At 68.5% G+C, this 25886-nt stretch carries 29 protein-coding genes and 2 pseudogenes; 15 read left to right on the top strand and 16 right to left on the bottom strand.

The features are described from left to right. Positions 1 to 39 precede the first annotated feature (39 nt). From AB0C16_RS18675 to AB0C16_RS18660, 4 genes are all read left to right on the top strand, one after another. Positions 40 to 624, top strand: coding sequence for an NAD(P)H-dependent oxidoreductase (locus AB0C16_RS18675; RefSeq protein WP_357684377.1), 585 nt, complete (start codon positions 40 to 42; stop codon positions 622 to 624). 135 nt (positions 625 to 759) lie between these two features. Beyond that, positions 760 to 1281 carry a dihydrofolate reductase family protein gene (locus tag AB0C16_RS18670; RefSeq protein ID WP_357684375.1) on the top strand — a complete coding sequence of 174 codons (522 nt, stop codon included), beginning with the start codon at positions 760 to 762 and terminating at the stop codon, positions 1279 to 1281. 278 nt (positions 1282 to 1559) lie between these two features. Next, the gene (locus AB0C16_RS18665) at positions 1560 to 2228 is read left to right on the top strand and encodes a response regulator transcription factor (protein WP_043620820.1); all 669 of its coding nucleotides are present in this window, start codon (positions 1560 to 1562) and stop codon (positions 2226 to 2228) included. Between the two features lie 3 nt (positions 2229 to 2231). Beyond that, positions 2232 to 3509, top strand: a complete 1278-nt coding sequence (locus AB0C16_RS18660) for an ATP-binding protein (protein ID WP_357684373.1) — start codon at positions 2232 to 2234, stop codon at positions 3507 to 3509. Here the strand turns inward: AB0C16_RS18660 and AB0C16_RS18655 are convergent. Next, the gene (locus AB0C16_RS18655) at positions 3493 to 3975 is read right to left on the bottom strand and encodes a GtrA family protein (RefSeq protein WP_357684372.1); all 483 of its coding nucleotides are present in this window, start codon (positions 3973 to 3975) and stop codon (positions 3493 to 3495) included. The two genes, AB0C16_RS18660 and AB0C16_RS18655, sit on opposite strands and share 17 nt — an antisense overlap. 143 nt (positions 3976 to 4118) lie before the next feature. On the opposite strand from AB0C16_RS18655, the gene AB0C16_RS18650 reads away from it, so the two are divergent. Next, a complete protein-coding gene (locus tag AB0C16_RS18650) occupies positions 4119 to 5303 on the top strand; it encodes a 5-(carboxyamino)imidazole ribonucleotide synthase (RefSeq protein WP_357684370.1) in 1185 nt (394 codons plus the stop codon). Positions 5304 to 5358: 55 nt separating this feature from the next. Then, complete coding sequence (gene purE / locus AB0C16_RS18645; RefSeq protein WP_357684461.1) at positions 5359 to 5838, top strand: 5-(carboxyamino)imidazole ribonucleotide mutase; 480 nt, start codon at positions 5359 to 5361, stop codon at positions 5836 to 5838. A 104-nt stretch (positions 5839 to 5942) separates the two neighbouring features. Here the strand turns inward: purE and AB0C16_RS18640 are convergent, their stop codons facing one another. After that, on the bottom strand, positions 5943 to 7256 hold the full coding sequence (locus AB0C16_RS18640; RefSeq protein ID WP_357684368.1) for a UDP-glucose/GDP-mannose dehydrogenase family protein: 1314 nt from the start codon (positions 7254 to 7256) through the stop codon (positions 5943 to 5945). Between the two features lie 125 nt (positions 7257 to 7381). Here AB0C16_RS18640 and AB0C16_RS18635 point away from each other — a divergent pair, with 125 nt between their 5' ends. Then, positions 7382 to 8545, top strand: coding sequence for an acyl-CoA dehydrogenase family protein (locus AB0C16_RS18635; protein ID WP_357684366.1), 1164 nt, complete (start codon positions 7382 to 7384; stop codon positions 8543 to 8545). A 140-nt stretch (positions 8546 to 8685) separates the two neighbouring features. After that, positions 8686 to 9309 (top strand): DUF4240 domain-containing protein, encoded by a 624-nt coding sequence (locus AB0C16_RS18630; RefSeq protein WP_357684364.1) that lies wholly within the window; start codon positions 8686 to 8688, stop codon positions 9307 to 9309. Here the strand turns inward: AB0C16_RS18630 and AB0C16_RS18625 are convergent. The 3 genes from AB0C16_RS18625 to AB0C16_RS18615 are packed head-to-tail and all read right to left on the bottom strand — an operon-like array spanning position 9294 to position 11173. After that, complete coding sequence (locus AB0C16_RS18625; RefSeq protein ID WP_357684362.1) at positions 9294 to 10547, bottom strand: site-specific integrase; 1254 nt, start codon at positions 10545 to 10547, stop codon at positions 9294 to 9296. The genes AB0C16_RS18630 and AB0C16_RS18625 overlap by 16 nt on opposite strands. 3 nt (positions 10548 to 10550) lie before the next feature. Further along, complete coding sequence (locus AB0C16_RS18620) at positions 10551 to 10727, bottom strand: helix-turn-helix domain-containing protein (RefSeq protein ID WP_357684360.1); 177 nt, start codon at positions 10725 to 10727, stop codon at positions 10551 to 10553. Beyond that, on the bottom strand, positions 10724 to 11173 hold the full coding sequence (locus AB0C16_RS18615; RefSeq protein WP_357684459.1) for a replication initiator: 450 nt from the start codon (positions 11171 to 11173) through the stop codon (positions 10724 to 10726). The genes AB0C16_RS18620 and AB0C16_RS18615 overlap by 4 nt, the downstream gene beginning before the upstream one ends. 536 nt (positions 11174 to 11709) lie before the next feature. On the opposite strand from AB0C16_RS18615, the pseudogene AB0C16_RS18610 reads away from it, so the two are divergent. Both AB0C16_RS18610 and AB0C16_RS18605 read left to right on the top strand, forming a co-directional pair. After that, positions 11710 to 11781, top strand: a pseudogene (locus AB0C16_RS18610) (hypothetical protein); the annotation flags it as partial. 145 nt (positions 11782 to 11926) lie between these two features. Beyond that, positions 11927 to 12586: an HNH endonuclease family protein gene (locus AB0C16_RS18605; protein ID WP_357684358.1), complete on the top strand. Its 660-nt coding sequence runs from the start codon at positions 11927 to 11929 to the stop codon at positions 12584 to 12586. A 92-nt stretch (positions 12587 to 12678) separates the two neighbouring features. On the opposite strand, the gene AB0C16_RS18600 is transcribed toward AB0C16_RS18605, so the two are convergent. Then, positions 12679 to 12942, bottom strand: coding sequence for a winged helix-turn-helix domain-containing protein (locus AB0C16_RS18600; protein ID WP_357684457.1), 264 nt, complete (start codon positions 12940 to 12942; stop codon positions 12679 to 12681). Between the two features lie 185 nt (positions 12943 to 13127). On the opposite strand from AB0C16_RS18600, the gene AB0C16_RS18595 reads away from it, so the two are divergent. Further along, the gene (locus tag AB0C16_RS18595; protein ID WP_357684455.1) at positions 13128 to 13340 is read left to right on the top strand and encodes a DUF397 domain-containing protein; all 213 of its coding nucleotides are present in this window, start codon (positions 13128 to 13130) and stop codon (positions 13338 to 13340) included. Between the two features lie 83 nt (positions 13341 to 13423). Beyond that, positions 13424 to 13825, top strand: a complete 402-nt coding sequence (locus AB0C16_RS18590) for a hypothetical protein (protein WP_357684356.1) — start codon at positions 13424 to 13426, stop codon at positions 13823 to 13825. Between the two features lie 345 nt (positions 13826 to 14170). On the opposite strand, the gene AB0C16_RS18585 is transcribed toward AB0C16_RS18590, so the two are convergent. After that, the gene (locus tag AB0C16_RS18585; protein WP_357684354.1) at positions 14171 to 15061 is read right to left on the bottom strand and encodes a MerR family transcriptional regulator; all 891 of its coding nucleotides are present in this window, start codon (positions 15059 to 15061) and stop codon (positions 14171 to 14173) included. Positions 15062 to 15106: 45 nt separating this feature from the next. Between AB0C16_RS18585 and rplK the strand changes: the two genes are divergently transcribed. Beyond that, the gene (gene rplK / locus AB0C16_RS18580) at positions 15107 to 15532 is read left to right on the top strand and encodes a 50S ribosomal protein L11 (protein WP_357684353.1); all 426 of its coding nucleotides are present in this window, start codon (positions 15107 to 15109) and stop codon (positions 15530 to 15532) included. Here the strand turns inward: rplK and AB0C16_RS18575 are convergent. After that, positions 15472 to 15792 (bottom strand): hypothetical protein, encoded by a 321-nt coding sequence (locus tag AB0C16_RS18575; protein WP_357684453.1) that lies wholly within the window; start codon positions 15790 to 15792, stop codon positions 15472 to 15474. The two genes, rplK and AB0C16_RS18575, sit on opposite strands and share 61 nt — an antisense overlap. Positions 15793 to 16013: 221 nt before the next feature. Continuing rightward, entirely contained in the window at positions 16014 to 17801 is a 1788-nt protein-coding gene (locus tag AB0C16_RS18570) for a trypsin-like peptidase domain-containing protein (RefSeq protein ID WP_357684351.1), read from the bottom strand. A 491-nt stretch (positions 17802 to 18292) separates the two neighbouring features. Between AB0C16_RS18570 and AB0C16_RS18565 the strand changes: the two genes are divergently transcribed. After that, on the top strand, positions 18293 to 19615 hold the full coding sequence (locus AB0C16_RS18565; RefSeq protein ID WP_357684349.1) for a GAF domain-containing SpoIIE family protein phosphatase: 1323 nt from the start codon (positions 18293 to 18295) through the stop codon (positions 19613 to 19615). 90 nt (positions 19616 to 19705) lie between these two features. Here the strand turns inward: AB0C16_RS18565 and AB0C16_RS18560 are convergent, their stop codons facing one another. The 7 genes and pseudogenes from AB0C16_RS18560 to AB0C16_RS18530 form a co-directional block, all read right to left on the bottom strand. Further along, a complete protein-coding gene (locus AB0C16_RS18560) occupies positions 19706 to 20428 on the bottom strand; it encodes a hypothetical protein (RefSeq protein WP_357684347.1) in 723 nt (240 codons plus the stop codon). 275 nt (positions 20429 to 20703) lie between these two features. After that, positions 20704 to 21549, bottom strand: coding sequence for a GNAT family N-acetyltransferase (locus AB0C16_RS18555; RefSeq protein WP_357684345.1), 846 nt, complete (start codon positions 21547 to 21549; stop codon positions 20704 to 20706). A 74-nt stretch (positions 21550 to 21623) separates the two neighbouring features. Then, a complete protein-coding gene (locus tag AB0C16_RS18550) occupies positions 21624 to 22124 on the bottom strand; it encodes a transposase (protein WP_357684451.1) in 501 nt (166 codons plus the stop codon). A 260-nt stretch (positions 22125 to 22384) separates the two neighbouring features. Further along, on the bottom strand, positions 22385 to 22630 hold the full coding sequence (locus tag AB0C16_RS18545) for an OsmC family protein (RefSeq protein WP_357684343.1): 246 nt from the start codon (positions 22628 to 22630) through the stop codon (positions 22385 to 22387). 44 nt (positions 22631 to 22674) lie between these two features. Beyond that, positions 22675 to 22875 (bottom strand): annotated as a pseudogene (locus AB0C16_RS18540) (transposase); the annotation flags it as partial. Positions 22876 to 22940: 65 nt separating this feature from the next. After that, positions 22941 to 23288: an STAS domain-containing protein gene (locus AB0C16_RS18535; RefSeq protein ID WP_357684341.1), complete on the bottom strand. Its 348-nt coding sequence runs from the start codon at positions 23286 to 23288 to the stop codon at positions 22941 to 22943. 34 nt (positions 23289 to 23322) lie between these two features. After that, on the bottom strand, positions 23323 to 24780 hold the full coding sequence (locus tag AB0C16_RS18530) for an LCP family protein (RefSeq protein WP_357684339.1): 1458 nt from the start codon (positions 24778 to 24780) through the stop codon (positions 23323 to 23325). 80 nt (positions 24781 to 24860) lie between these two features. Here AB0C16_RS18530 and AB0C16_RS18525 point away from each other — a divergent pair, with 80 nt between their 5' ends. Next, entirely contained in the window at positions 24861 to 25880 is a 1020-nt protein-coding gene (locus AB0C16_RS18525; RefSeq protein WP_357684337.1) for a glycosyltransferase family 2 protein, read from the top strand. Positions 25881 to 25886: the final 6 nt, after the last annotated feature.

Here is a 25886-nt window from a genome sequence, read left to right as displayed (position 1 = left end):
GAACGGCTCGTCCGCGAAGTCGGCGAGAGGAGGATCGGGATGAACCAGCGGCGGCTGCGGGTGGCGATCATCATCGGCAGCACCCGAAGGGGCCGGTTCGGACCCACTGTGGCCGGCTGGTTCGCCGCCAGAGCCCGCAGGCGCGGCGACCTCGACATCGACCTGGTCGACCTGGCCGAGGCCGACCTGCCGCAGACCCTCACCGACCACGAGGAGCCCCTCCCCGAGCGGGTTCGGGCGCTGGCGCCACGGCTGACGGCCGCCGACGCCTTCGCGGTGGTCACCCCGGAGTACAACCGGAGCTTCCCCGCTCCGCTCAAGACGGCGATCGACTGGTACCACGAGGAGTGGCAGGCCAAGCCCGTCACCTTCGTCGCGTACGGCAGGGAGTCGGGTGGCCTGCACGCCATCGAGCAGCTCCGCCAGGTCTTCACCGAGTTGCACGCCGTGGCCATCCGCGACGTGATCAGCCTGCCCTGCTACTGGGACCTGTTCGCCGCCGACGGCACCTGGCCCAAGGCCACCGCGGAGTGCAACGCCGCGGCCACGGCCACGCTGGACCGGCTGGTCTGGTGGGCCCGCGCGCTGCGGGATGCGCGGGCCAGGTGCCCGTACACCCTGTGAGCTCGTCTCGCTCCACGACACCTGTGCACGACTTGATCGACAACACGACCACGATACGGAGAGAACCATGCGGAAGATCATCGCCTCGACCTACAGCACGCTCGACGGCTTCATCGACAACCCCACCTGTGGTCCATGCAGTACAACAGCGAAGACGCCATGGCCTACGCGTTCACCATGACCACCGGGTGCGACGCGCTGATGCTGGGCCGCGTCACTTACGAGGGCATGGCTCAGGCCTGGCCGAACATGGGCGGCAACCCCTACTCCGACCACGTCAACGCCATCACCAAGTACGTGGTGGCCTCCCAGCCGGTCGACACCGGCGCCTGGGACCCCACCGTCGTCATCCCCGGAGACGACCTGGCCGCACAGGTCGCCAAAATCAAGGAGCAGGACGGCAAGGACATCCTGATCTGGGGGTGTGGCCGGCTCACGGACGCGCTGATGGAGCACGGCCTCCTGGATGAGTACCGGATCTGGATCTACCCCGTCATCCGTGGCGAGGGGCAGCGCCTGTTCCGCGACGGCACCGAAACGACCCTGGAGCTCACGGACTCGACCGCGTTCGACTCCGGCGTCGTCGTCCTCACCTACCGGCCGGCGAGCGCGGGCGGGGACACGGGCGGGGACAGAGACGGGAGCCAGCGGCCGTAACAGAGGCGGGGGCGAGCGCGGCCGCCCGGTCCACCGGAAACCCCGGGGGCGGCCGTTTCCCGGCGCGAGACGTTACCCGGCACGACACGCCGGAAGGCACGTGAGTTTCTCGGGTCCCGACAGGATCGCATTTCGCCTTTCGCCCCGGCGGCCACGCTAATTTAAGCCGGACTAACTGATGTTTATCATCGTTTGCCCAGGTCAATGGATAGGTCAACGACGAGTCAAACCGTGCGCTGTACCCGGGAAACGATCGCCTAAGGTCCTACGATCGCTTCATGACCTGCGTACTTCTCGCCGAGGATGACACCTCGATTTCCGAGCCACTCGCGCGTGCGCTGCGCCGTGAGGGCTATCAGGTTGAGGTGAGCCCCGACGGCCCGCAGGCCCTCGAAAGGGCTCTGTCGGGGGGCATCGACCTCATCGTTCTCGACCTCGGCCTGCCAGAAATGGACGGCTTGGAGGTCGCTCGCCGGATCCGTGCCGAAGGGCACGGCACTCCGGTCCTCATACTCACCGCCCGCGTCGACGAGGTCGACACGGTCGTCGGCCTCGACGCCGGCGCGGACGACTACGTCACCAAACCCTTCCGGCTGGCCGAGCTGCTCGCCCGCGTACGCGCGCTGCTGCGGCGCGGCACGTCGGAGACTCCGGTCGTGCAGGGCGTCCGCATCGACGCCGACTCCCGGCGCGCCTGGATGGGAGAGAAGGAGTTGCATCTCACGACCAAGGAGTTCGACCTGCTCCGGGTGCTGGTCCGCGACGCGGGCAAGGTGGTGACCCGCGAGCAGATCATGCGCGAGGTGTGGGACACCAACTGGTGGGGTTCCACCAAGACACTCGACATGCACATCTCCTGGTTGCGCCGCAAACTCGGCGATGACGCCGCCAAACCGCGCTACATCACCACCGTCCGGGGAGTCGGCTTCCGGTTCGAACGCGAGTAGGAGATGCGCCGCCGCCTGCTCTCCTCAACCCTGGTCGTCGCGGTCATCGCGGTCCTGTTGCTGGGGGTCCCCCTGGGCATCGTGGTCAGCCGCCTGATCGTCGACGAGGCGGCCCAGGAGCTCAGGGCGGAGGCGACGCGTCTGGTGGGAGAAGTCGAATATGCCCGCATCCAGGAGACGCCGCTAGACCCCCAGCAGCTCGAACAGAAATATCCCGGCCGCTACATCCAGATCTACGAACGCGCAAACCCTCCCAAGGCGACCATCGTCGGCACGTCGCCGCCGTCCGGCCGGCAGATGGCCGAGGACGCCCAGTCCGAGAACGGCATCTACGTCCGGGTCAGTCGTGACAGGGCCCAGATCGAGCGGGACGTCCGCGCGCGTCTGCTGCTGATCGTGGCCCTGGCCGGCGCGGCGCTCGCCGTGGCGGTGGGGCTGGCCATCGTGCAGTCACGCCGCCTCACGCTGCCCTTGCTGGACCTGGCGAAGATCGCCGAACGGCTCGGCTCCGGCGACGCCCGGCCGAGCCGCCACCGCTACGGGATCCCCGAGCTCGACCGGGTGGCAGAGGTGCTCGACCGCAGCGCCACCCGCATCTCCGACCTGCTCACCCGCGAGCGGGAGTTCGCCACCGACGCCTCCCACCAGCTGCGCACCCCGCTGACCGGGTTGACCATGCGCCTGGAGGAGATCGTCGCGGCCTCGGAGGAGCCCGAGGTCGTCCGCGAGGAGGGCGAGGCCGCCATCGTGCAGGCCGAACGGCTCACCGCGGTGATCGACGAGTTGCTCGCCGCGGCCCGCCGGCAGCGCCACGCCCAGGCCGAGCCGGTCTGCATCGACGAGGTCATCGACCAGCAGATCATCGAATGGGAGCCGGTCTTCCGGGGAGTGGGCCGCCGCCTGGTGCTCCAGGGCGCCCGAGGGCTGAAAGCACTGGCCACCACGGGCGGATTCGGCCAGGTCATCGCCACACTGCTGGAAAACTCCGTCCGCCACGGCGGCGGCACGGTCACCATCACGACGACGAGCGGCGACAACTACATCGTGATCGAGGTGGCCGACGAGGGTCCCGGCATCTCCGACGAGATCGCGCCCAAGGTCTTCGAGCGCAACGTCAGCGGTGGCGGCGGCACCGGGCTGGGGCTGACGCTCGCCCGCGCGCTGGCCGCCGCCGACGGCGGCCGTCTCGAACTCGTCCGCCGCCGCCCCGCCACGTTCGCGATCTTCCTGCGTCCCGCCGAGCAGAACGAGCGGACCCGCGTCGTCAGCGGTCCTGCCTGATCTCAGCCTCGGGCAGCTCGGCCGGGATGGGCGTGGTCGCCTCCAGGAACACCCACTTCTTGTACGACCAGAAGCGGAACAACGTGCCGAGGCCGACGCCCACGATGTTGGCGATGTTGAGGCTGAGCGGGTCGTCCAGGTGCAGGGTGTACTTGGTGAAACCGATCACCAGCAGCCCGAACAGCAGGGCGATGCCGTTGAGCAGGAAGAACAGGAAGTATTCGCGGCCCAGGCCGCTCTGCTCGCGATGCCTGAACGTCCAGAACCGGTTGCCCAGGTAGGCGAACGTGGCCGCGATGATCGTGGCCAGGACTTTCGACGTCAGCGGGCCCATGTCGAGCCCCAGAAGGAACACGTTGTACATGCCCGTGTCGACGACGAAGGCCAGGGCGCCGATGGCGCCGAACTTGGTCAGCTCATGCAGCAGGGCCGAGAACCGCTGGTAGAGGGGCCTTATGAAGTCCACGTCTCCTGGTCGGTCCTTCCTGTCCATGGTGCATATGGGGCATGACCTACCCAGGGTACTGGCCGTCATCCAGCACGGGGGCAAGGCCGGTGAGATCGGCCCCTCGGCAGAGGGCGCCGGGCCGCTGAACAGGGGCGCGACGGATGAGACGCCGTTCCGCCCCGGTAAGCTCGCCTGACGTGAGTTCATACAGCCCCATCGGGCCGGTCGTGGGCATCGTCGGCGCCGGTCAGCTGGCCAGGATGACGCAGCAGCCGGCCATCGCGCTCGGCGTCGAGCTGCGGGTGCTGGCCGGCGCCGCCGGCGAGAGCGCCGCCAGGGTGATCGTCGACACCCGGCTCGGCGACTACCGCGACCTGGCCGACCTGCGCGAGTTCGCCCAAGGATGCGACGCGATCACGTTCGACCACGAGCACGTGCCGACCGAGCACATCAGGGCGCTGGCCGCCGCCGGCATCATGGTGCGTCCCGGAGCCGACGCGCTGGTCCACGCCCAGGACAAGGCGGTCATGCGCGAGCGGCTGACCTCCTTCGGCGCCCCCTGCCCCGCCTGGGCGCGGGTGTCCGGAGCCGAGGACGTCACGCGCTTCGCCGCCGAACACGGGTGGCCGGTGGTGCTGAAGGCGATCAGGGGCGGCTACGACGGCCGCGGCGTGTGGGTCTGCCACTCGGCCGCCGACGCCGAGGCCGCCTTCGAGTCCGGGATGCCGCTGCTGGCCGAGGCGTTCGTGCCGTTCGAACGGGAGCTGGCCGTGCTGGTCGCGCGCTCGCCCCACGGGCAGGGCGTCAGCTATCCGGTCGTGGAGACCGTGCAGCGCGACGGCATCTGCGTCGAGGTGCTCGCGCCGGCGCCCGGCCTCGACCCGGAGGACGCCGCACAGGCCCAGCGCATCGCGCTGCAGATCGCCCACGAGCTCGGCGTCACAGGACTGCTGGCGGTGGAGATGTTCCAGACGACCGGTGGGATGGTGGTCAACGAGCTGGCCATGCGGCCGCACAACAGCGGCCACTGGACGATCGAGGGCGCCAACACCTCGCAGTTCGAGCAGCACCTGCGAGCCGTGCTCGACCTGCCGCTCGGCTCACCGGCGATGACCGCGCCCGTCGTCGTGATGGCCAACCTGCTCGGCGGCGACGACCCCGACCTGTTCAAGCGCTACGAACACGTGATGGCCCACGACCCGGGCGTCAAGCTGCACTTCTACGGCAAGGAGGTGCGGCCCGGCCGCAAGATCGGCCACGTGACCGCCGTCGGCGACGACCTCGAGACCGTACGCGCCCGTGCCCGGCACGCCGCCGTCTACCTGACCACCGGAGAATACTCGTGACAATCTCGATCTTCGCCCCGGCGGCGGAGGAGGCGGCGTGACCATCGGCATCGTGATGGGCAGCGACTCCGACTGGCCCGTGATGAAGGCGGCGGCCGAGGCCGTGGCCGAGTTCGGCGTGCCGTTCGAGGCCGACGTGGTCTCGGCGCACCGGATGCCCCTAGAGATGATCGAGTACGGCCGGCAGGCCGCGTCCCGGGGCATCAAGGTCATCATCGCCGGGGCGGGGGGCGCGGCGCACCTGCCCGGAATGCTGGCCTCGGTGACTCCGCTGCCGGTCATCGGGGTGCCGGTGCCGCTCAAGTACCTCGACGGGATGGACTCCCTGCTGTCGATCGTCCAGATGCCGGCCGGGGTGCCAGTGGCGACCGTGGCGGTGGGCGGGGCTCGCAACGCGGGACTGCTGGCCGTACGGATCCTGGGGGTCTCCGACACGGGGCTGCGTGAGCGCATGGCGGACTTCCAGCAGGACCTGAAAGCCCAGGCCCACGCCAAGGGCGAGCGGCTCCGCGCCGAGGCGGCGGGCCTGGACTGAAGCGCGGCACGCGGGCTTACGGCCGCCGGCCGCTTTCCGCGCGGAGCCGCGGCCCGGCCTGACCACGGCCGTTCGCGCGTGACCACGGCCGTGTTCGGGCGTGACTACGGGCGGCCGAGGGCGCGGTAGTGCCAGCCGGCGGAGCGCCAGGTTTCGGCGTTGAGCGCGTTGCGGCCGTCGACGATCTTGCGCGTGGCGACGGCCTGGCCCAGCTCCTCGGGGTCGAGCTCGACGAACTCGGGCCACTCCGTGAGCAGCAGCACGACGTGCGCCCCGCGGACGGCCTCCAGCGCCGAGCCGCCGTAGTGGAGCTCGGGGTGCGCCTTGCGGGCGTTGTCCAGCGCGATCGGGTCGTAGACCGTGACCTGCCCGCCCTGGTGCCCTATGGTGACCGCCACGTCGAGCGCGGGAGAGTCGCGGATGTCGTCGGAGTTGGGCTTGAACGCCGCTCCGAGCACCCCCACCGTGCAGCCCTGGAACGACCCGCCGGCCAGCTCACGCGCCAGGTCGACCATGCGGGCACGGCGGCGCATGTTGATCGCGTCCACCTCGCGCAGGAACGTCAGCGCCTGGTCGGCGCCCAACTCGCCCGCGCGTGCCATGAACGCCCTGATGTCCTTGGGCAGGCAGCCGCCGCCGAATCCGAGCCCGGCGTTGAGAAACCGGCCGCCGATGCGGTCGTCGTAGGACAGGGCCTCCGACAGCTGCTTGACGTCGGCGTGCGCGGCCTCGCAGACCTCGGCCATGGCGTTGATGAAGGAGATCTTGGTGGCCAGGAAGGCGTTGGCCGCGGTCTTGACCAGCTCGGCGGTGGCGAAGTCGGTGACCACGATCGGCACCTCGCCCAGCGGCTGGTACACCTCACGCAGCACCTTCTCCGCCCGCTCCGACCGGGTGCCGATCACGATGCGGTCGGGGTTGAGGGTGTCCTGCACGGCGAAGCCCTCGCGGAGGAACTCGGGGTTCCAGGCCAGCTCGGCCTCGGCGCCGGCCGGGGCGAGCCGGGTCAGCTTTTCGGCGAGGCGGCCGGCGGTGCCGACGGGCACGGTCGACTTGCCGACCACCAGGCACTCGCGGTCGAGGTGGGGGGCCAGCGACTCGATCGCGGCGTCCATGTAGGAGACGTCGGCCGCGTACTCGTCGCGCTTCTGCGGGGTGCCGACGCAGACGAAGTGCACGTCGCCGAACGCGGCGACCTCCTCGTAGGAGGTGGTGAAGCGCAGGCGGCCGGAGGCGAGGCCGCGGCGCAGCACGGCTTCGAGGCCGGGTTCGTGGATCGGCAGCTCACCGTTGCTGAGACGGCGGATCTTGTCGGCGTCGATGTCGAGGCCCAGGACGTCGAATCCGAGATCCGCCATGCATGCCGCGTGTGTGATGCCCAGATATCCGGTCCCGATCACCGTGAGGCGATATGGCACGAGTGAGCTCCTTTCGATCGCCAGGGCATGCTACCGGTCCCCGTTACCCCCTTCTGTGCCACCTGGGGTTTTGGGCAAACCGTACCGAGTGGTAGCAAGATGCTCGGACGTCCTAGTATCTGCGTATGGACTTTCCTCTCTACGCACCCGCTGAGGAGCATGATCTGCTCCGGGAGACGGTCAGGGCGCTGGCCGATGAGAAGATCGCCCCGCATGCGGCGGAGGCGGATGAGACCGGGGAGTTTCCCTGGGAGGTTTACAAGGCGCTGGTGGCGGCCGATCTGCACGCGGTGCACGTGCCGGAGGTCTACGGCGGGGCGGGCGCGGACGCGCTGGCCGCGGTGATCGTGATCGAGGAGGTGGCGCGGGCGTGCGCGTCGTCCTCGCTGATCCCGGCGGTCAACAAGCTCGGCACGGTGCCGCTGCTGCTGTCGGCGTCGGAGGAGGTCAAGCAGCGCTACCTGGAGCCGGTGGCACGGGGTGAGGCGATGTTCTCCTACGCGCTGTCGGAGCCGGAGGCGGGCTCGGACGCGGCGGCGATGAAGACCCGCGCGGTGCGCGACGGGGATCATTTCGTGCTCAACGGCGTCAAGATGTGGATCACCAACGCCGGGGTGTCGGACTACTACACGCTGATGGCGGTGACCGACCCGGCCGCCGGCGCCCGGGGGATCTCGGCGTTCGTGGTGGAGAAGGCCGACGCGGGGGTGTCGTTCGGGCCCAAGGAGCGCAAGCTGGGCATCAAGGGCTCGCCGACCCGTCAGGTGATCCTGCAGGATGTGCGGATCCCGGCGTGGCGGATGATCGGCGAGCCGGGCACCGGCTTCAAGACCGCGCTGGCCACGTTGGACCACACGCGTGTCACGATCGCCGCGCAGGCGCTGGGCATCGCGCAGGGCGCGCTGGACTACGCGCTGGGCTATGTGAAGGAGCGCCGGCAGTTCGGCAAGCCGGTCGCCGACTTTCAGGGCGTGCAGTTCATGCTGGCCGACATGGCGATGAAGCTGGAGGCGGCCCGCCAGCTGACCTACCATGCCGCGGCCAAGTCCGAGCTGGCCATGCACGGCCGGCCGCAGAAGGACCTGACGTTCCTGTCCAGCGCGGCCAAGTGCGCCGCCTCCGACGCCGCGATGGACATCACGACCGACGCCGTCCAACTGCTCGGCGGCTACGGCTACACCCAAGACTTCCCGGTCGAGCGGATGATGCGCGACGCCAAGATCACCCAGATCTACGAGGGCACCAACCAGATCCAGCGCATGGTGATGGCCCGGCAGCTCCTGAAGTAGGCGTTGACATGCGGAAACCCGGCGCTTCCTGCGGGGTGGGCCGGGTCCGCCGAAGCGCTAGTCGATCAGCGGACGCCGCCTGTTCCGTCCCTGTTCCGTGATCTTTACATGGCGGCCCAAGGATGCCAGCATCACGCGGCATGGATGTCGATGAGTTCTGGGACCTGATCGAGCGTTCCGGACGCGAGACGGACACGAGGAGAACGCGTGTCGCGTGGTTGGCGGACGAGCTTTCTCGCCGCCCGGTCGAAGAGATCATCGACTATCACATCTGGTGGACGACGACTCAGAACCGCGGCTGCACCATCGACATGTACGCGGCGTACTGGTTCGTATTCGGCATGGGTTCGTTGGATGGTTTCGAGTACTTCGTGAACTGGCTGGTCGGCCTGGGGCGTGAGACGTTTGAGGCTGTCTCCGACTGCCCTGACCGGCTGATCGAGCTGCCCCAGGTGCTCCACCTGCTGGAGTTGGAAGAGTCGTATGCCGACTCCACCAAGCTCCGGCCAAGGGATCCGGAGCAGATGAGGGAAGAGCTACCCGAGTTCGAGTCGCTGGCGTACGTGGCGTACGACGCCTATGAAAGGGTGACCGGGCAGAATCCGGACGGGCTCAACGAAGCCGTAGACACTCGCGGCGTTTCAGGCGAATTCCCTTTGGTTCCGACGCTCGGCAGCGTTCCTCATGGAGAGGGGTGGGATTTCGACGATGGGCAGGAATTGGCTCGCAGGCTTCCGCGGATCGCCCGCTACCGGGACCAGTGACGATCCCTCAACGCTGATGTGGCGGCCTCAGACGGCCGGAGGTAGCGGTCGTCAATCGCTCTGCGGGCGCGGTCGTGAGATCCGGGCATCATGTGGGCGTTTACGCGAAGGGTGAAGCCTGGATCGGCGTGGCCGAGGTACTCGGCGAGTTCTTTGACCGAGACGCCACCGGCAAGCATGACGCTGGCGTAGTAGTGCCGGAGCTGGTGTAGCCCTTCCTTGCGTGAGGTGGCGTAGCGGCTCCGCTGGCGGGCGTCCTTGTTGGGTGCCGGGATCACGCCTACGGCCACGAGGGCGGGTTTCCAGACCGTTTCGCTGTAGCTTCTGGCCTTGATGAAGCGGTCGTCCGTCCAGCGGAACAGCAGGTTGTACGTACGTAGCTTGCCGTCCACCTTCTCCCAGGGCAGGGAGCAGGTCAGTGGGCGCTTGATGGCTTCAGTGGCCCACTCAGGCAGTGGCACGACCCTCTCACGGTCGTTCTTCGGCAGGGCGAAGACGTGGTCGGCTCCCAGCTTCTTGATCTGCCTTCGTACGCGAACGAGACCCTCCTCGAAGTCGATGTCTTCGAGGGCCAGGCCGAACAGCTCACCCTGCCGTAGCCCGCATGCGACGCCCAGCATCGGGAGGAGGCGAAAGAGCGGTGGGTGGGCGTCGATCAGGGCGTGGACCCGTTCGTCCGACCACGCTGTGATCTCTTCAGTGGCGCGCTTCGGCACCTGGACGATCGGCGACTTGGCGGGATTGCGCTTGATCGCCTCGTCGGCCACAGCGAGGTCGAGGATGCCCTGGAGGACCAGGAAGGCCGTCTGTACGGTCGAGGTCTCGAAACGGCTGCTCAGGTTACTGATCCACGCCTGGATCTGTGATGGCTTGATGCTCTTCACCTGCCGCTTGGCGAAGGTCGGCGCTACGTGGAGGCGGTGGATGTACTCGTATCGGATCTTGGTCGATGGGTCGACGAGGCGGGAGGCGAGCCAGCGCTCGGCGAGGTCGCCGAAGAGCATCTTGCCGGCGTTCGGGTCGATGTAGTCGCCACGGGCGATGTCGGCGCCCATGGTGGCGATCTTGCGCTCGGCGTCGGCCTTGCGGTCGTCCGCGGTCGAGCGCTCGTTGCCGTCGGGGTCCACCCAGACGGCGAGCCAACGTTTGCCCCTGCCGTGCCGGGCGGTCTTGACCTTCTGCGACCTGCCGTCTGGCGTCCGGATGCTCTTGGTCCACAGGTCCTTGACGAAGGCCATGGCCTACTCCTGGTCCTGGACCCAGGACATGACGTCCTCGGGGAGGTATCGCAGGTGACGACCGATCTTGTGGCCTCTCGGGCCTGTGCGCTGGTGTCGCCATTGGTAGAGCGTCGCGACCGGGACACCGAGGAAGGTGGCTACGTCCTCCACGGTCCAGAGCTTGGCGAGGGTGTTCATAGGCACCCACCGCTGATGGCGGCGGCGAGGAGTAGGTCGCCGGCTGAGTGGCCCTTGCCTGCGTACTCCCATTCGCTGATCACCAGGACGGTGTCCTCGTCGAAGAGGGGCAGGCGGCCGGTGGTGATCTCCTCGTCGCGGGCGTGCTGTTCGCGGGCGGCGCGAAGGTCGCCGAGGGTGGGGCCGTAGTGGCGGGAGCGGGTGGAGAAGTGGCCGCGGAAGCCGAGCATGTGGGCCCACTCGGTGAGACGGAGTTCGGCCATCTCGCGGATTGAGCCCAGTTCGAGGCAGGTGGTGATGAGGCGGCGGGCGTGGTCGCGCAGGTTGAAGGCGTCGAGGTTGTCGAGGGGGTTGATGCGGCGGTCGAGGGTGCCGACGCATTCGGCGGCTTTGGTGGCGTATTTGGCGATGGTGCGACACGAGGTCGCACGCGATGAGTGGGTTATGTCGAAGGAGGTTCGCGTGATAGCGAAGGTGTAACCCCGGGCTTGTGCTCATGGCCCGTCTCCGCCCTGACGTGCGTCGCCGCTGGTAACGGTGGGGTACGAAGCTCAGGGAAGAACCACACCGTAAGCTTCTGATCCGGCTGTCTCGCGAGGCATACGCATTGATCACGATTCAAGTGGAGTACAGCAGGTGCGCCACCCCGCGGACCAGGATGCGGATCAGTTGTCTGCGTCCTGCCGTGTGGTCAGCGCGTACAGCAGAGAAGTACGGCAACGAGGTCTTACACGATCACACCCTGCCAGTCGCGAACTGCTCTCTGAGCTGGGCAACGCCGACTTCAGGTGATACCTAGCTCCCGTTTGCAAGCAGGAGCTCACCAAGCATCTGCGCAGACCGCCTCGGTGCCCTCCCTTGTTCCGTCGCTGTTCCTTGGGAGCACCGGAACCAGCGAGAAGTGATGCGAGACGTCCGCAGGCGCAGCTGCTGCTCAGCCGCACGATCGAGCTGTTTGCCCAGGTGATCGCATCGCGGGTCGGAGATCACCCAGATCTACGAGGGCACCAACCAGATCCAGCGCATGGTCATGGCCCGCCAGCTCCTCAAGTAACCGGCTGACGTGCGGAAACCCGGCGGATGATCGTTCACACCGCCGGGTTTCGTGTCCGAGGCGAGCGCCGCTTCCACCGCCGGAGGCTTTCGCGGCCTGGATGTCGCCGTCGTGAGCGGGGATGTCGCTGGGTATAGGCGAAACCATGATCTTCCTGAGGCGGGCAGTCCACGTCGCCGTACTCACTCTCGTGGTCCTCCCGATCACCGCCGTCTTCACCACCCCGCAGGCGGCGGCCGAACCGCGCAAGCGATCACAGGCCGAGGCTGCGGCCCTCGCCCGGCTCAGGCTGGCCCAGCTCAAGGTCGCCAGGCCCTTATCCATCCGCGGCTACAGCCGCAAGCGGTTCCAGCCCCGATGGGCGCACCACAAGGGCAACTGTGACGCGCGAGAGACGGTCCTGGCCCGCGACGGGCGGCGCGTCCGCCGCAACGCGGCCTGCCACCCGGTCAAGGGGCTCTGGTACAGCCCGTACGACGGCAAGTGGCTGAGGAGCGAGAAGCACGTGGACGTCGACCACGTGGTGCCGCTCGCCTACGCCTGGCGCTCGGGCGCCAAGCGATGGAGCCAGGCCAAGCGGCGTGCCTTCGCCAACGACCTCACCCGCCCCGAACTCCTCACCGTCAGCCACTCCGCCAACATCGCCAAGGGCGGCCAGGGCCCGCAGAGCTGGCGCCCGCAACGCCGCGCCTACTGGTGCCAGTACGCGACCTCATGGATCACCGTGAAACACCACTACCGGCTCTTCGTGACCCGCAAGGAGAAGGTGGCCCTGCTCAACATGCTCCGCACCTGCCGAAGCTAGCAATTCCCGGCGATCCACCGTGGAACGTACCAACCGTTCCGGCCATGCTCCGCCGTGATCAGCGGGGCACGTGCGGAGCTGGAACGGGACCCTCAGTCCGCGAGGTCGCCCCGGCGGACAACGGATCCTCTGCCGGGCTTGGTGATGATCAGCCCGCGGTCGCGGAGAATAGCGAACGCCTTGCGGATGGTGTCACGGCCGACACCGAAATAGCCCTGGAGTTGCACTTCAGACAGCACGGTACGCGGCGGGTAGGCACTGGCTTGGATGCGTTCCGTTATCCAGTCGGCTATCTGCTCGTAGCGGTAGAACTCGGGGTTCCAGTCGTCGGCAGTCCAGGGCTTGTCAGGCAACATCACAGGCGGACCATAGACCGTCATCGACTTACATACATAGACCAAATAGTACAGGTCGCGTCTAGACTAGTCCTAGACAGGTGGGAATAGGTTCGTCTAACGTTGCATCGTGACACTCGGTTACCTCGACATCACTGAGGCCATATCGGAAGTCCAAAAGGGGCCAGAGGAAAGGAGATCGCGTGATGGATCTGTACGGCAGCCACCTTGGCGAGGTGTCGTTCAGGAGGTTGTGCGGCGGTAATCAGCAGGAGGAGGACATGGAGAGTTGTGTCCTGATCGCTCCGATTCCTGGCGTGGAGGACGCGTACGCCCTGAGTGACTCGAAGAACCCGGACGCCGGGACACTCCGGTTCACCGGTGACGAGCTTCGCGCCGCCGGGTTGACCACGATCTAGGCATCACCCGAGAAACGGCGGTCCCTGCCTGATCGAAGCAGACAGGGGCCGCCGCCCCCAGCACTCTACGGGAGCGCCTCACCATGCATTGGCACGCCTACCAGTGGATCGGCGCCGGCGCCGATCGGGGCAACGAGGCCGAGCGCCGACCGGCCTCTCCCGACTTCCCCGCGTCGCTGCTGCCGCCGATGCGGACCGGCGACTGGCTGGTCAAGCCGGCGTCGCGCATCGCGGCGACGTTTCACCAGGTGGAGCAGGCGGCGGGCTGGATGGCGGGCGAGTACGGCAAGGTGCGCGAGGCGCTGCTCCTGCCCGAGGGGATCCCGCTTGAGGACCGGCTGCTCGGCGCGCGTGACCTGCTGCCGCGTGGCGTGGACGTGCAGTGGGGCGAATGGCTGCACGGTGGCCGTTTCGTCACGATCGGCGTGATCTGCTGCCCGAACCGGCATGTCCTGCATCCCTGCCCGGCCACGCCGTCCCGCTGAACAGCCTGCGGCGGCTCGCGCCCACGAGTTCACGTGGTTCGGCGGCGTCCCGTGTCAAGGGAGCTTGACGACACGATCGGCCTTGGAGGTCGCCATGTTGGTGAAGGGAACTCCACGCCCCGCACGTGGCCCGCCACGGAGCCACACGTACGAGTGCATGGTGACGGTGTACGAGCTGTGCTTGCGGCGGGTCTGGTCCACATTCGCCGGACGGTGAGGTCATCCGGCGGCAACCGGGCCAGCGAGAGCCCTTGGCTTCGTGCCGCTGAGGCAAGCCGGCTGTGGGAGAGCCTTCTCGCGGGGCGCGCCCGGTAGCGCGAGAGGCCGTGCCGCACGCCGGCGGCCTTACGTACTCGGCAAGTGACGCAAGGTGTCTTCGATCCAGCCGTACGCGATCGTGGGCTCCGACGGCCAGGGCGTGTCCTGGATGATCGACACCAGCTCCCACAGCCTGGCCGCCCGCGGGTCGTGCTCGTCGAACGAGCGCAGCAGCTCCTCGCGGCTCTGCCCCATGACCGCCAGGATCCGCTCGAGAATCGGCTCGGATTCGGGTGAGCCTGGTTCGATGCCCGCCTGCGTAGCGGTCAGCGCCTCCCGCATGACCTGGGCGTTGATCTCGTGCCAGGCGTCGAAATCCCTTTCCTCCTCCCAGAAGTCCCTGCTCTGGCGGCGCAGGCTGTCGCGATAGTCCTCGTCGGCGAGCAGCTCGGCCAGTTCCAGCCATGCGTCGAGCTGTGCGACGGTCGGCTCCTCGGGCAGTTCGGGAAGCATGGCATCGCGCAGGTGGGTCAGCCACTCGTGCCGAGCCTCGATGTCGCCGCCGACCTCGTCGACGAACTCGTCGAGCAGGATCTCCATCTCGGCCGCGCCGAGCCGGCCGAGCGCGTGAAGTCTGCGCAGATCCTCCTCGGCGGGATCGCCATCGCGGGCCAGCGTTGCCCTGAGCACCGCCCTGGTCCGCTGGAGTGACTTGAGCTGCGTCTCGACCGCCCTGAGGTGAAGATCGAGTACGTTCCTCAGCCGGCGGTCGCCGAGCGAGCGGATCGTGGCCAGGTCGACCCCGATCTCCCTGAGCGTGCGGATCAGCTCCAGCTGCGCCCGATCCTCATCGCCATAGATCCGGTAACCGGAGGGAGTGCGCTCGCGCTCGGGTAGCACGCCCGAGTCTGAGTAGAAGCGGATCGTCTTCACCGGCAGACCGGTCAGCTTCGCCAGGCGGCCGATCGTGTAGCTCATAATTCCCTTGAGTCTCCAGTAACGGGAGACTTTAGCGTATCCGGCATGGCGAAGAACAAGGTAGCCAGGGTCGTCACCCTGCACATTCAGGCCGGTGAGGCGGGCCCGGCGAACGTCGGCAAGGACCTCGGCCCGCTCGGTATCAACCTCATGGAGTTCTGCCGGCAGTACAACGCGCAGACTCAGGACCGGCGCGGGTTCGTGATCCCCGCGGTCATCACGGTCTACGAGGACAGGTCGTTCGAGGTCGTCACCAAGCAGCCGACCACCGCCTCGCTGATCCGCCGCATCGCCGGGCTCGACGGCGGCAGCCCGCGTCCAGGCCACCAGAGCGGCGGTTGGATCACCCGTGCCCAGCTCCGCGAGGTCGCCCAGGCCAAGCTCCCCGACCTCAACACCGCCGACCTGGATCAGGCTGAGAAGATCGTCGCCGGCACGGCCCGCTCCATGGGCCTCACCGTCCGTGATTGATGGACCGTCCAGCCCATCATCGGGGCGGTGATCGTCCCTTCTGTACGGCCTTGCTCCAGCCATGGGTAAGGGATGATGCGAACTGAGCAGGTGGCGATGATCCGGTCGTAAGGGGCGTTCGCCTTGTATCCGTTCAGCCCGTCTCCCCTCACAAGGGTGGGCGTGTACCCGGCCTGGCTGATGGCCGTCTTCGCGCGAGCCGCGATCACAGAGTCGTACTCGACCGAGGTCACGGAGCTCTCGCCCAGACGATGGCACATGAGCGAGGTCGAGTAGCCGGTGCCCGTTCCGACGGGAGAACCTGCGATATCCGCCAGTGCACGACGAAGCTCCACGGCCGGAGTCACGGCAACCATCCTTCCAGCACTTCCCGGGCAGGCGTGCGAAAGCACGCGATCTCGATGCGGAGGGTTCCGCGGGGATCGCGTGATTTTCGCGTGGCGTCAGGAGTTCGGTGGTCTGCCGTTCCGGGTTCGGAGATCTAGCGGGAGTTGTCCTCCGGCGGGGGAGCGAACTCGCCGTAGCGGACGGCGCGGGTCTGGTCCCACCCGGGCGGCTGGGCCTGGCCCTGCGGGTTCCAGGGGGGTGAGTGCGGGCCGGCTCCGTACGGGACATGGCCGTTGTGCGGGGCCGATCCATACGGTGGGGCGCCGTACCCGTTGGGGCCGTACCCGCCGGGGCCGTACCCATCCGAGCCTCCCTGCCCGTACGGCCCCTGCGCGGGGTGCGCCGGTTGCCCCGGAGGCGGAAGCTGGGCCTGCCCCGCCGGGAGCTGCTGCCACGGATGCGGCGGCACCGCGCCGTACCCGCCGCCGGGCGGGGCGAAGGGCGGCTCGGGGCGGCGACGCCCGCGACGGCGGAGGAGCATGACCACGACCACGACGATCACGACGGCGAGCAGCACGCCGGCCCCGATCAGCACCCACATCAGGATCGGCTTGGGTGATTCGTCCTTGCCCGCGGAGATCGCCTGCTGCGAGTCGCTGATGTGCTTGGCCACGTACGGGTGGTTCGGGAACAACGCCTGGACCTCGCGGAACTTCGGCAGCGCGTCCGCGTAGTAGTGCCGGAAGAAGTCGTTGAGCGCCTCGTTGTACCTGGTCGTCGTGGCGGCCTGGGCGGGCTTGATGTTCTTCTCGCCGAGCTTCTCCTTGATGATGCTCACCGGCAGGACGAAGCTCTCGCTCTCCGAGGCCTCGCCGCCCTCGCTCACCGTGCCGGCGATCAGCATGCCGATGACCTTGCCGTCCCTGCTGAACACCGGGCCGCCGGAGTTGCCGTGGTAGGAGGGCGCCTGGGTCTGGATGTACGGCACGCCGGTCTGCGTGGTGCGCTTGGCGTTGTACGGGCCCTCGGTCAACGCCGGTTCCAGCCGGGACTCCAGGCTGAAGAACGCCGTGTTGGTGACCAGGCCCGGGAAGCCGCTGATGTAGAGCGTGTCTCCGGTGCGCACGTCGGCGTCGTCGCCGAGCGGCACGGTCGGCAGGTTCTGCTGGCCGTTGACCTTGAGCAGCGCGAAGTCCTTGCCGGGGTAGCTCTCGCCGACCGACACCAGCTCCGCCGGGACCGGCTTGGCGGTCTTGTCCACGCCACCGCCGGGCAGGCTCTGGATCACCGACAGGCTCTGCTGCAGGTTGCGGAGCTTCATGTGACCGGTGTTGAACGTGACGTAGATCTGCTGCGCGAGCTTGACGATCTCCTCGTCGGCCTCGATGCCCCGCAGGCCGCTGATGATCTCCTTGGCGTCCTGCTTGTTGAACTTGGCCAGCGCCTGCTGCGCGAACAACTGGCTGAGCTCGGTCTCGCCGACCTGGACGCAGTGCGCTCCGGTGACCATGTACCCGTCGGGGGTGACCCACCAGCCGGTGCACAGGCCGCCGACCTCGGCCTCGACCGTACGCTCGGGGGTGGTCGCGGTGACGTAGGTGTCCACGTCGGCCGCGATCCGCTGGAAGATCCACTTGGCGATGCTGCGCTCGTCCGAGGAGATCTTGCCGGACAGCACGGTGGCGGTGGCCTGCTCGACGAGCCGGTTGAACGCGGCGTCGTTGATCGTGCTGGTCGGCACGGCGACCGTGGCGGTGTACGTGAGGCTGGTCAGCTGGACCGCCGGCTGGGTCCGCGCGGCCAGCCAGGTGCCGACGGGCACATCGGGCCGCTCATCGGGGGCGCCGTCAGCCGCCGCCGGGGGCGCGGGTAGCGCCACCGCCATGACGACCGCCGCGGTTGCGGCGATCTTGATAAACCGTTTCCTGAAATTTCCGCTCACAGCCGGCAATGGTGGGGGACGGCTCTTGTGTCTGACTTGGAACCGACTTCCCGATGTCTAGCCGCTGATATCAGGCAGGCGCCACCGGCGTAGCGGCTGCTCTTCGCCGAAGGTTACCCACGTGCCGTCGTGGCCGCCGATGACCCCGGCGGTCTGTTCCGGCCGGTGCGAATCCGGGTAGCGCGGCCGCGCCACCACACGCGGTGTTCGCACGTCCAGCAACGCCTGCTCGTCTGCTTCCCGGTGTGTGCGCGCCGGCACGTACTGATCCGAGGCGACTGGCCCATTCCTTGAGGGCGCGGGAGTCGTACTACTGCGGCACCGGTGGGCGGCTCCGATTTCGCTATGGATATAAGCGATGGAGCGGTAATTTCACCTTATCGCGAGTCTTCTTGTGGCTCGATGAGCGGTGTTTGTAGCCAACGGGAGGACGACGTCCGGTGAATCCTGGTTTCCTGATCAAGGACCCTCGCAGTCGTATCGAGTTACGGATGAGTGCCGCCGCCTCCTCGCAGGAGCGGCTCGCGTTCCTCAATGACGCGAGCACGCGCATCGGCAGCACTCTTGACCTGGCCCAGACCTGCCGTGAGGTCCTGGACGTCGCCGTGCCGAGGTTCGCCGACACCGGCGGGATCATGGTCCAGGAACGGCTCATCACCGAGGGGGAGTTCCCCGTCCGCCCCAAGGACGGCTCCGCCCTGGTCCGGCGCGTGGCCACCGCGGTGGCGGTCGACAATCCGTGGGACTGGAACACCGCGTTCCCCGTCGGCGAGGTCGCGGTCTACCCGCCGTTGCTGCCGCAGGGGCAGGCCATGGCCACCGCCAAGACCGTGCTGGTGCCGAGGCTGGAACAGGTCGTCGGCGACGAGAACGCGCAGGCGTTCGGCCGCCCGATCATCGCCCGGCTGCTGCCCGGGTGTTCCTTCCTCGTCACGCCGCTGGTCGCCCGCGGCAACGTGCTCGGGTTCTTCGTGCTGGTGCGGCGGGCGACCAGCGAGCCGTTCCAGGACGGCGACATCGCGCTCGCGGAGGAGCTCGCGGCGCGCACCGCGATCTGCATCGACAACGCCCGGCTCTACGGCCGTGAGCGGCGCACGGCGCTCACCTTGCAGAGCGCCCTGCTCCCGACCGGCCTGCAGAAGTCTCCTGGCCTGGAGATCGGCTACCGCTACCTGCCCGCCGGCGATCTGGCGCACGTGGGCGGCGACTGGTTCGACGTGATCCCGCTCTCGGACGACCGTACGGCGCTCGTCGTCGGCGATGTCATGGGGCACGGCATCCGGGCCGCGGCGACGATGGGCCAGCTGCGGACCGCCACGCAGACCCTGGCCAGCCTCGATCTGGACCCGGGCGAGCTGCTGTTCCGGCTGAACCGCGTCGCCCAGCATCTCGACTCCGACCAGCTCGCGACCTGCGTCTACGCGACGTACGACCAGGCGACCGGTGCCCTCGCGATCGCCAGCGCCGGGCACGTGCCGCCGGTGCTGGTCGAGCCGAGCGGCCTGGCCGAGACCGTGCCGGTCGTGCCGGGCCCGCCCCTCGGAGTCGGCGGCGAGCGCCTGGAGATCTGCGAGGCCACCATGCCCGCCGGCGGCATGCTCGCCCTCTACACCGACGGGCTGGTGGAAAGTCGCGACCGGAGCATCGGTGACGGCATCGCCGACCTGTGCTCACTGCTGACCGGTCCGCCCCGGGAGATCGAGCGGATCTGCGATTTGATCGTCAAGGCCCAGCGTCCGGCCGACAAACGCGACGACATCGCTTTACTCCTCGCGAAGGCGATGCCGGTGGAGCAAACTGCCCCTCTTCGTTAGCGCATTCAGGGTGAAGCGCGCTTTGTCGCTCCGCGTAGCGGCTATTGCCGATGGAAACGGGGAGTGCGGCATTCGTGTCGCGATATCAGGTCATTTCGCGATTATCCGGACATCGCCGGAGGTGCTTTTCGCGATGACGGTGTGGTCGCCCTTGCTGTTCTTGAGCTGCGACCACACCCTGCCATGCGTGCTCTCGGCCGTGACCCGGTAGGCGCCGTTCGGGACCGTCGTGGTGACCCGTCCATCGTGGGACACCGCGTCCACCTCGGACGGCCCTACGGCGAACGTGAGGTTGATCGCTCCGCCGCCGGTCCGCGCCCGGACGCTCGGCGACCTGAGCCGGTCGCCCGCGATCACACTGTCGTCGCCCTGCAGGCGCAACCTGCCCGACGTGCCGTACGCCCTGATCGGCCCGGAGGCCGACACGTCCACGTCCTGGGTCAGGTCGTCGAGGATCACGCCGTCGTCGCCGCCCTCCACCACCAGCCGGGTTCCAGGCGGCACCCTGACGTGGTAGCGGGCGCCGCAGTCACCGAAGATCATGGTGCAGTCGGCGCTCAGCCGCAGCGTGCCGTCCTTGAGCGACCAGGACGTATTGCCCTCGCGGGCCGCCTTGCCCTTGACCCACCGGTCCACCCGCACCTCCGCACCGGTGCCCGGCATGACGCGCAGCCCGCCCAATGAGGACACGATGGTGAGCCGGTCGCCGGAATACTGAAAGGTCCGGCCGGCGTGCACCTCCTCGGTGTCCAGCCCGCACCCGCCCGCCATCCCCAGCGCGACCAGAACCGCGCTCGCCATGATTCGCCTCATGCCATCGATCCTGGTCCGGCGCGGGCGGGCCGCCATCGGCCATCCGGCCGACCCGCCTCCGCCGTTCGGCCGCTCCTGCCCGCCGTACGGGTGCGTCCTCCGAGTCCGGGTCACCCGTCCCGGCGGCCGTACAGGCGGTCCAGATCGACCCCGATAGGCGTAATCAGAGTTGCGCTTCTAAGCGTGAATCTACTTACTGCTATTAGCGCAACTCGGTTTACACTACGTGGGTCTCCGTGCCGGACCGTACGAGTTCAACAGCCCGTGCTCGTCCCTCACGACTTCCTCCAGTAGTAGCGGAACACGCGGCCGACCTCGGAGTAGCCGGCCCGCAGGAAGGCCGCGGCGGTCGGGGTGTTGGCCACGTCGGTGGCTGCGACGATGCGTTCCAGGCCCGCCTCGGCGAGCGCGCGGGTGCCCCTGGCCAGCAGGTCGTCGACGTAGCCGTGGCCGCGGTGCTCGGGCACGACGCCGATGTAGGCGATGGAGTGGTCGTCGGGCGCCACCAGGCCCACGGGGGAGTCGCCGAGATAGCCGATGACGAACCAGTCGGGCTTGGCCTTGCGGTTGACCAGGTCGTCGTACATCCATCGGGCCTCGTGCTCGGCCCCCGCGGTCGCGACCTCCACCCGCGTGTCGTAGTCGAGGGAGCCCTCCGAGATGCGCACCAGCACGTCGAGCACCTCGGCCGGGTCGAGCCGCCGGGCGGCGACGTAACGCAGCCTGCCCGGGTCCTCGGGCAGGTCGCTGCCCGCCCGCCATTCGAGCATCAGCCGCTCGACCTCCATCGCGAACCCGGCCGCCGTCAGGGCCTCGTGCTCGACGGCCCGGTCGACGGTGGGGATCAGCCCCGGCTGGAGGGAGATGTCATGGATGATCTTGTTGAGTCGCATCGCCCTGAGGCTGCCCCGCAGCAGCCGGGCGGCCGCCTCCGGATCGGGGCCGGGGTCGAACTGCCAGGTGATCACCGGGTCCGCGTCGCGGAAGGGGGCCCAGAACGCGAGCCGCGCCTGACCCTCCGCGAAGCACCATTCCGGCCGGGTCCTGCCCTCTTCGTAGGCGGCGACCAGCTGGGATCGGGCGGGCTCGGGGAACTGATCGAACAACGTGAAAGCCTCCACACATCAGCTTCTCAGCCCTGAAGGACTGAGCTTGCAGCTCCTCGCCGTCGGTGGCTTCGACGGTTTGGTCCGCGTTAGGCAGCGTGACTCACTGCCCAGCTTGTGACACCGCGTGAGGCGATGTTACGAGCTGCGTTGACGTCGGCGTGCTCAGCGAAGCCGCACGACGTGCAGGTGAAGCCGGCCTGGTCGGGCCGGTTCTTCTTGTCCACGTGCCCGCAGGCCGAGCAGCCTTGCGAGGTGTAGGCCGGGTCCACGTACACCAGAGCGACACCGGCACGGGCCGCCTTGTAGGCGATGAACCGGCCGAGCTGGTGGAAGCTCCACGAATGCAACGTGACCTGCTGGGGCTTGCGGAGCCGTACCCGGTCGCGGATGCCCTGGAGATCTTCCAGGGCGATGCCTTGCCCGGTGCGTGTCGCCTCGGTCACGATGCGTTTGGCGATGGTGTGGTTGGTGTCGGCGGCGAAGCGCGTTTCTTTGCGGCGGCGTTTGGGTGTGGGCGAGCGTCGAGATCCAGGTGGCCGCGTCGTTGGCCGCGCGTAGAGTCGCCTCCAGCGCCGCCGCCTGCTCAGGCGTCGGCAGGAGCTTGACCTGCACCACCAGCTTCATATCGAACACTCTATCGTTAGGTCCATGTCACCGAGATGGGGATCGAACCCGATATAAGAAGGGGCCGAAGCGTTGTCTGCGCGCTTCACGCGCATTGGTATCTGTGGGGCTGTCGAGGGCCGGGTTCGGGCGGCTGACCGAGATGATGACGCACCTGAGCTCTGAGGGCGTCACCACCCCGTTCGTCAGCGGCAAGGCGACCCCCAACCGTCCCGAGTGAGGCTCAGGCGGCGCGGACGATCGAGCCCTTGATCTCCACCGGGTTGCGGATCAGGTTGAGGATCGGGCACACCCGCTCGACCTCGGCCTGGAGCCGCGCGAGCTCCTCGTCGGAGGCGGGCGAGGAGAGCTGCACCTCGTACCGGAAGTTGTACGGGTTCTTCGGGATCGACGGGTCGTCGCTGGCCTGGGCCCGCGGGTCGTACTCGGCCTCGACGTCCACCGAGAGCGAGTCGAGCGGCACCTCCACGGCACCGCGGCGGTCCGGCCGGCGGCATGAATGTGCGCTGCCAGGCTCATGGCGGTGCCGGGGTAGCGCAGGTCGGTTCGTTTCGGCGACCTGCCTCGCCCGGACCACACCCGCGGCACCGGCCGAACATCCGGCGCATGGGCCAGGGCGTCGCCTTTGACCTGCACGACGTAGCCGATCTGGCGTTCGTCCAGCGCACCGCGGAACTGGCTGCTGTGGCCGTAGCCGGCGTCCGCGGCCAGCACGGGCGGTCGTAACCCATGCTCGGCGAGCGTGCGACCCCACGACACGCCGACCTAACAAAGTACTACTAGGCCGCCTCGCCGAGCGCCGTGCGCGCGTCGTCCATCGACGAGCTCGTCTCGAAGTGACGGTCGAGGTTGGTGATCGTCAGCAGGTGGCTGATCATGCCGGGCGCCAGCACCAGGATCATCCGGCCCTGCCGGCGCTGGACGTGGTTGAACCCGGCCACCAGCACGCCGAGCCCCACGGAGTCGCAGAACGGCACCTCGGTCAGGTCGAGGACCACGTGGAGGGGATAGGCGGTGGTGAGGGCCTGATCGAGCTCCGCCCGCAGGCGGGGCGCGCCCGCCGCGTCGAGATCTCCGACCACGCGGAGCACCGTACAGGGATCCTCTCGCCAGCAGCTGACCACCATGAAAATCACGTGCCCGGATGCGGGATCATTATGCCTATTTTTTACAGATGTTCTGGGTTGCCGTCTTGGTCTCCGGTGTAGCGCTGGAGGTCGGCTTGGCGGTGGGCGTGGACGTCGACGGAAGTTTCTTGACCTTCGGCTGGTCGCTGCCGACGATCACCTCGATGCCCTTGACGTCGGCCTCGCGCAGCTCGGCCCCGGGGATGGCGGCGGCGACCGTACGGGCGGAGTCTTCGCGGCCGGCCGCGTAGCGGATGATCGTCTTCTTGTGGTCCTTACGCGTGGTGTTGCCCGGCTGGCCGGGCACCACGAATCCCGCCGCGACCAGGGCCGACTTGGTGCGGGCGCCGAGCCCGGTGATGAGCGTGCCGTTCTTGACCTCGAGCGAGATGCGCTCCGGCGGGATCGTGACGGCGGTCGGCTTGGCGGAGGCCGAGGCCGAGGCGCTGGGCGACGGGCTGGGCTGGGCCAGGTCCTCGTCGGCGGCGATCCGGGCGAACATGTCACGCGCCGCGGCCTTGTCCCACAGCACCGCCGACTCGCCGGTCGGGGTCTTGAAGTCGACGTTGGACAGCGGGACGTCGGCGAACTTCACGTCGTCCAGAGAGACGTCTCTGAGCTGGGTGGCGAGCCCGATCAGCCCGTCGTCGGGGTCGACCTTGACGGTGCGCAGCGTGGAGTTGACGAACGAGGCCAGCCGGGCCGGGTTGGCCAGCGTGCCCGCGCTCGCGGCACGGTCGAGCATCGCGGAGATGACCTGCTGCTGCCGGTCGATGCGGTCGAGGTCGGAGCGGGCGGTGGCGCGGGTGCGGGCGTAGCCGAGGGCCTGCGCGCCGCGCAGCTCGTGGGTGCCGGCGGCCAGGGTGAGACCCGTCTTGGGGTCGTTGATCGGCACCGGGGTGCACACCGTCACACCGCCGAGCGAGTCGACGACGTCGATGAAGCCGAGGACGTTGACCTCGATGTAGCGGTTGATCCGCAGCCCGGTGACGTGCTGCACGGTCTGGACCGCGAGCTTGGGCCCGCCGAACTGGTAGGCTGAGTTGATCTTGTGCTCGCCCTGGCCGGGGATGGTCGTCCAGGTGTCGCGGGGCAGGCTCACCACGGTGACGCGGGTGTGGTCCTCGGACAGGTGGATGACCATCATCGTGTCGGTGCGCTGGCCCGACTCGCGGCCGAGTTTGAGTTGGTTCTGCTGCTTGCGGGTGAGGTCGTCGCGCTTGTCGACGCCGACGAGCAGGATGTTCATCGCGCCGCGCGGCGCCGACTCGGCCACGCCCGCGTCGACCGAGCCGATCTGCCGGGGAGTCGCCCACACCACTCCGGTGCCGACCAGCACCCCCGCGGAGAGCAGGCCGGAGATGATCACGTTTCGGCGGCGGGCCCTGGCGCTCCTGCCGCGCCTTCGCCTGCGACCGCCCGCGAGCCTGACGCCGCCGTAGGCGTCGCCGCCCACGTGCACCCCAGCGTCCTCCTCGCCCGGGTCGCGCATCCCGTCCCCCTTTGTGCTGCCGGAGGATCGGGCTTTCGATTGCCCTCCTCCCCTGCTCGTACAGTAGCGTGAGCCCCGCCATGAAGCAGTTCCCCGACTCGCCGCACGCGCCAGCGGAGACGCGTAGCTGGCCGCCCATCTCCGTCGTCATGCCGGTCCTCAACGAGGAGCGGCACCTACGCGAGGCCGTAGCCCAGGTCCTCGCCCAGAGCTACCCCGGCGAGATCGAGGTCGTCCTCGCCGTGGGTCCCTCACAAGACCGCACCCAAGAGGTCGCCGAGGCCATCGCCGAGGCCGACCCGAGGGTCGTCGTGGTTCCCAACCCGACGGGCCGCACCCCCAACGCGCTCAACGCCGCGATCGCCGCCTCCCGCAACGGCATCATCGCCAGGGTCGACGGGCACGCCATGCTGCCCTCCGACTACCTGCGCGTCGCGGTCGAGACGCTGGAGGAGACCGGCGCCGACAACGTGGGCGGCGTGATGGCCGCCGAGGGCGTCACCGCCTTCGAGAAGGCCGTCGCCCTCGCCATGACGTCCAAGATCGGCGTCGGCGCGGCGGCCTTCCACGTGGGCGGCACGGCCGGCCCGGCCGACACGGTCTACCTGGGGGTGTTCCGCCGCACGGCCCTCGACCGGGTCGGCGGCTACGACGAGCACTTCCAGCGGGCCCAGGACTGGGAGATGAACCACCGCATCCGCCAGACCGGCGGGCTGGTGTGGTTCCAGCCGCGGATGCGGGTCTCCTACCGGCCCAGACCCAACGTGAAGGCACTGGCCAAGCAGTACTTCCACTACGGTCGCTGGCGCCACGTGGTCTCACGCACCCACGAGGGCACGATCAACCTGCGCTACCTCGCGCCGCCGGCGGCGGTGCTGGCGATGGCGCTCGGCCTGGTCGTCTCGCCGTTCTTCCCGCTCGCGCTGATCGTCCCCGGCGGCTACGCGCTGGCCATCCTCGTGGGCTCGCTCCTGACCAGCAGCGGCTATCCGGCCGCGGTCAAGATCAGGCTGCCCGTCGTGTACGCCACCATGCACGTCTCCTGGGGCTGGGGCTTCCTGACGAGCCCGCGCAGGCTCGCCCGCCCACCGGGATCGTGAGGCCGG

The sequence above is a fragment of the Nonomuraea sp. NPDC048916 genome, from assembly GCF_040649575.1.
Taxonomy (GTDB): Bacteria; Actinomycetota; Actinomycetes; order Streptosporangiales; family Streptosporangiaceae; genus Nonomuraea.
The sequence above is the reverse complement of the archived record's forward strand: the minus strand, read 5'-3'. Positions and strand labels throughout refer to the sequence as shown.

What these genes read in the sequence shown, in the direction of transcription:
- AB0C16_RS18600 (WP_357684457.1), bottom strand. Translation starts at nt 12,942, where the DNA reads ATGTTGCCTGACAAGCCCTGGACTGCCGACGACTGGAACCCCGAGTTC.
- AB0C16_RS18650 (WP_357684370.1), top strand. Translation starts at nt 4,119, where the DNA reads ATGAGACGCCGTTCCGCCCCGGTAAGCTCGCCTGACGTGAGTTCATAC.
- AB0C16_RS18525 (WP_357684337.1), top strand. Translation starts at nt 24,861, where the DNA reads ATGAAGCAGTTCCCCGACTCGCCGCACGCGCCAGCGGAGACGCGTAGC.
- AB0C16_RS18585 (WP_357684354.1), bottom strand. Translation starts at nt 15,061, where the DNA reads ATGAGCTACACGATCGGCCGCCTGGCGAAGCTGACCGGTCTGCCGGTG.
- AB0C16_RS18605 (WP_357684358.1), top strand. Translation starts at nt 11,927, where the DNA reads ATGATCTTCCTGAGGCGGGCAGTCCACGTCGCCGTACTCACTCTCGTG.
- AB0C16_RS18665 (WP_043620820.1), top strand. Translation starts at nt 1,560, where the DNA reads ATGACCTGCGTACTTCTCGCCGAGGATGACACCTCGATTTCCGAGCCA.
- AB0C16_RS18565 (WP_357684349.1), top strand. Translation starts at nt 18,293, where the DNA reads ATGAGTGCCGCCGCCTCCTCGCAGGAGCGGCTCGCGTTCCTCAATGAC.
- AB0C16_RS18660 (WP_357684373.1), top strand. Translation starts at nt 2,232, where the DNA reads ATGCGCCGCCGCCTGCTCTCCTCAACCCTGGTCGTCGCGGTCATCGCG.
- AB0C16_RS18560 (WP_357684347.1), bottom strand. Translation starts at nt 20,428, where the DNA reads ATGAGGCGAATCATGGCGAGCGCGGTTCTGGTCGCGCTGGGGATGGCG.
- AB0C16_RS18635 (WP_357684366.1), top strand. Translation starts at nt 7,382, where the DNA reads ATGGACTTTCCTCTCTACGCACCCGCTGAGGAGCATGATCTGCTCCGG.
- AB0C16_RS18590 (WP_357684356.1), top strand. Translation starts at nt 13,424, where the DNA reads ATGCATTGGCACGCCTACCAGTGGATCGGCGCCGGCGCCGATCGGGGC.
- AB0C16_RS18530 (WP_357684339.1), bottom strand. Translation starts at nt 24,780, where the DNA reads ATGCGCGACCCGGGCGAGGAGGACGCTGGGGTGCACGTGGGCGGCGAC.
- AB0C16_RS18620 (WP_357684360.1), bottom strand. Translation starts at nt 10,727, where the DNA reads ATGAACACCCTCGCCAAGCTCTGGACCGTGGAGGACGTAGCCACCTTC.
- rplK (WP_357684353.1), top strand. Translation starts at nt 15,107, where the DNA reads ATGGCGAAGAACAAGGTAGCCAGGGTCGTCACCCTGCACATTCAGGCC.
- AB0C16_RS18575 (WP_357684453.1), bottom strand. Translation starts at nt 15,792, where the DNA reads ATGTGCCATCGTCTGGGCGAGAGCTCCGTGACCTCGGTCGAGTACGAC.
- AB0C16_RS18595 (WP_357684455.1), top strand. Translation starts at nt 13,128, where the DNA reads ATGGATCTGTACGGCAGCCACCTTGGCGAGGTGTCGTTCAGGAGGTTG.
- AB0C16_RS18675 (WP_357684377.1), top strand. Translation starts at nt 40, where the DNA reads ATGAACCAGCGGCGGCTGCGGGTGGCGATCATCATCGGCAGCACCCGA.
- AB0C16_RS18625 (WP_357684362.1), bottom strand. Translation starts at nt 10,547, where the DNA reads ATGGCCTTCGTCAAGGACCTGTGGACCAAGAGCATCCGGACGCCAGAC.
- purE (WP_357684461.1), top strand. Translation starts at nt 5,359, where the DNA reads ATGGGCAGCGACTCCGACTGGCCCGTGATGAAGGCGGCGGCCGAGGCC.
- AB0C16_RS18670 (WP_357684375.1), top strand. Translation starts at nt 760, where the DNA reads ATGCAGTACAACAGCGAAGACGCCATGGCCTACGCGTTCACCATGACC.
- AB0C16_RS18535 (WP_357684341.1), bottom strand. Translation starts at nt 23,288, where the DNA reads ATGGTGGTCAGCTGCTGGCGAGAGGATCCCTGTACGGTGCTCCGCGTG.
- AB0C16_RS18630 (WP_357684364.1), top strand. Translation starts at nt 8,686, where the DNA reads ATGGATGTCGATGAGTTCTGGGACCTGATCGAGCGTTCCGGACGCGAG.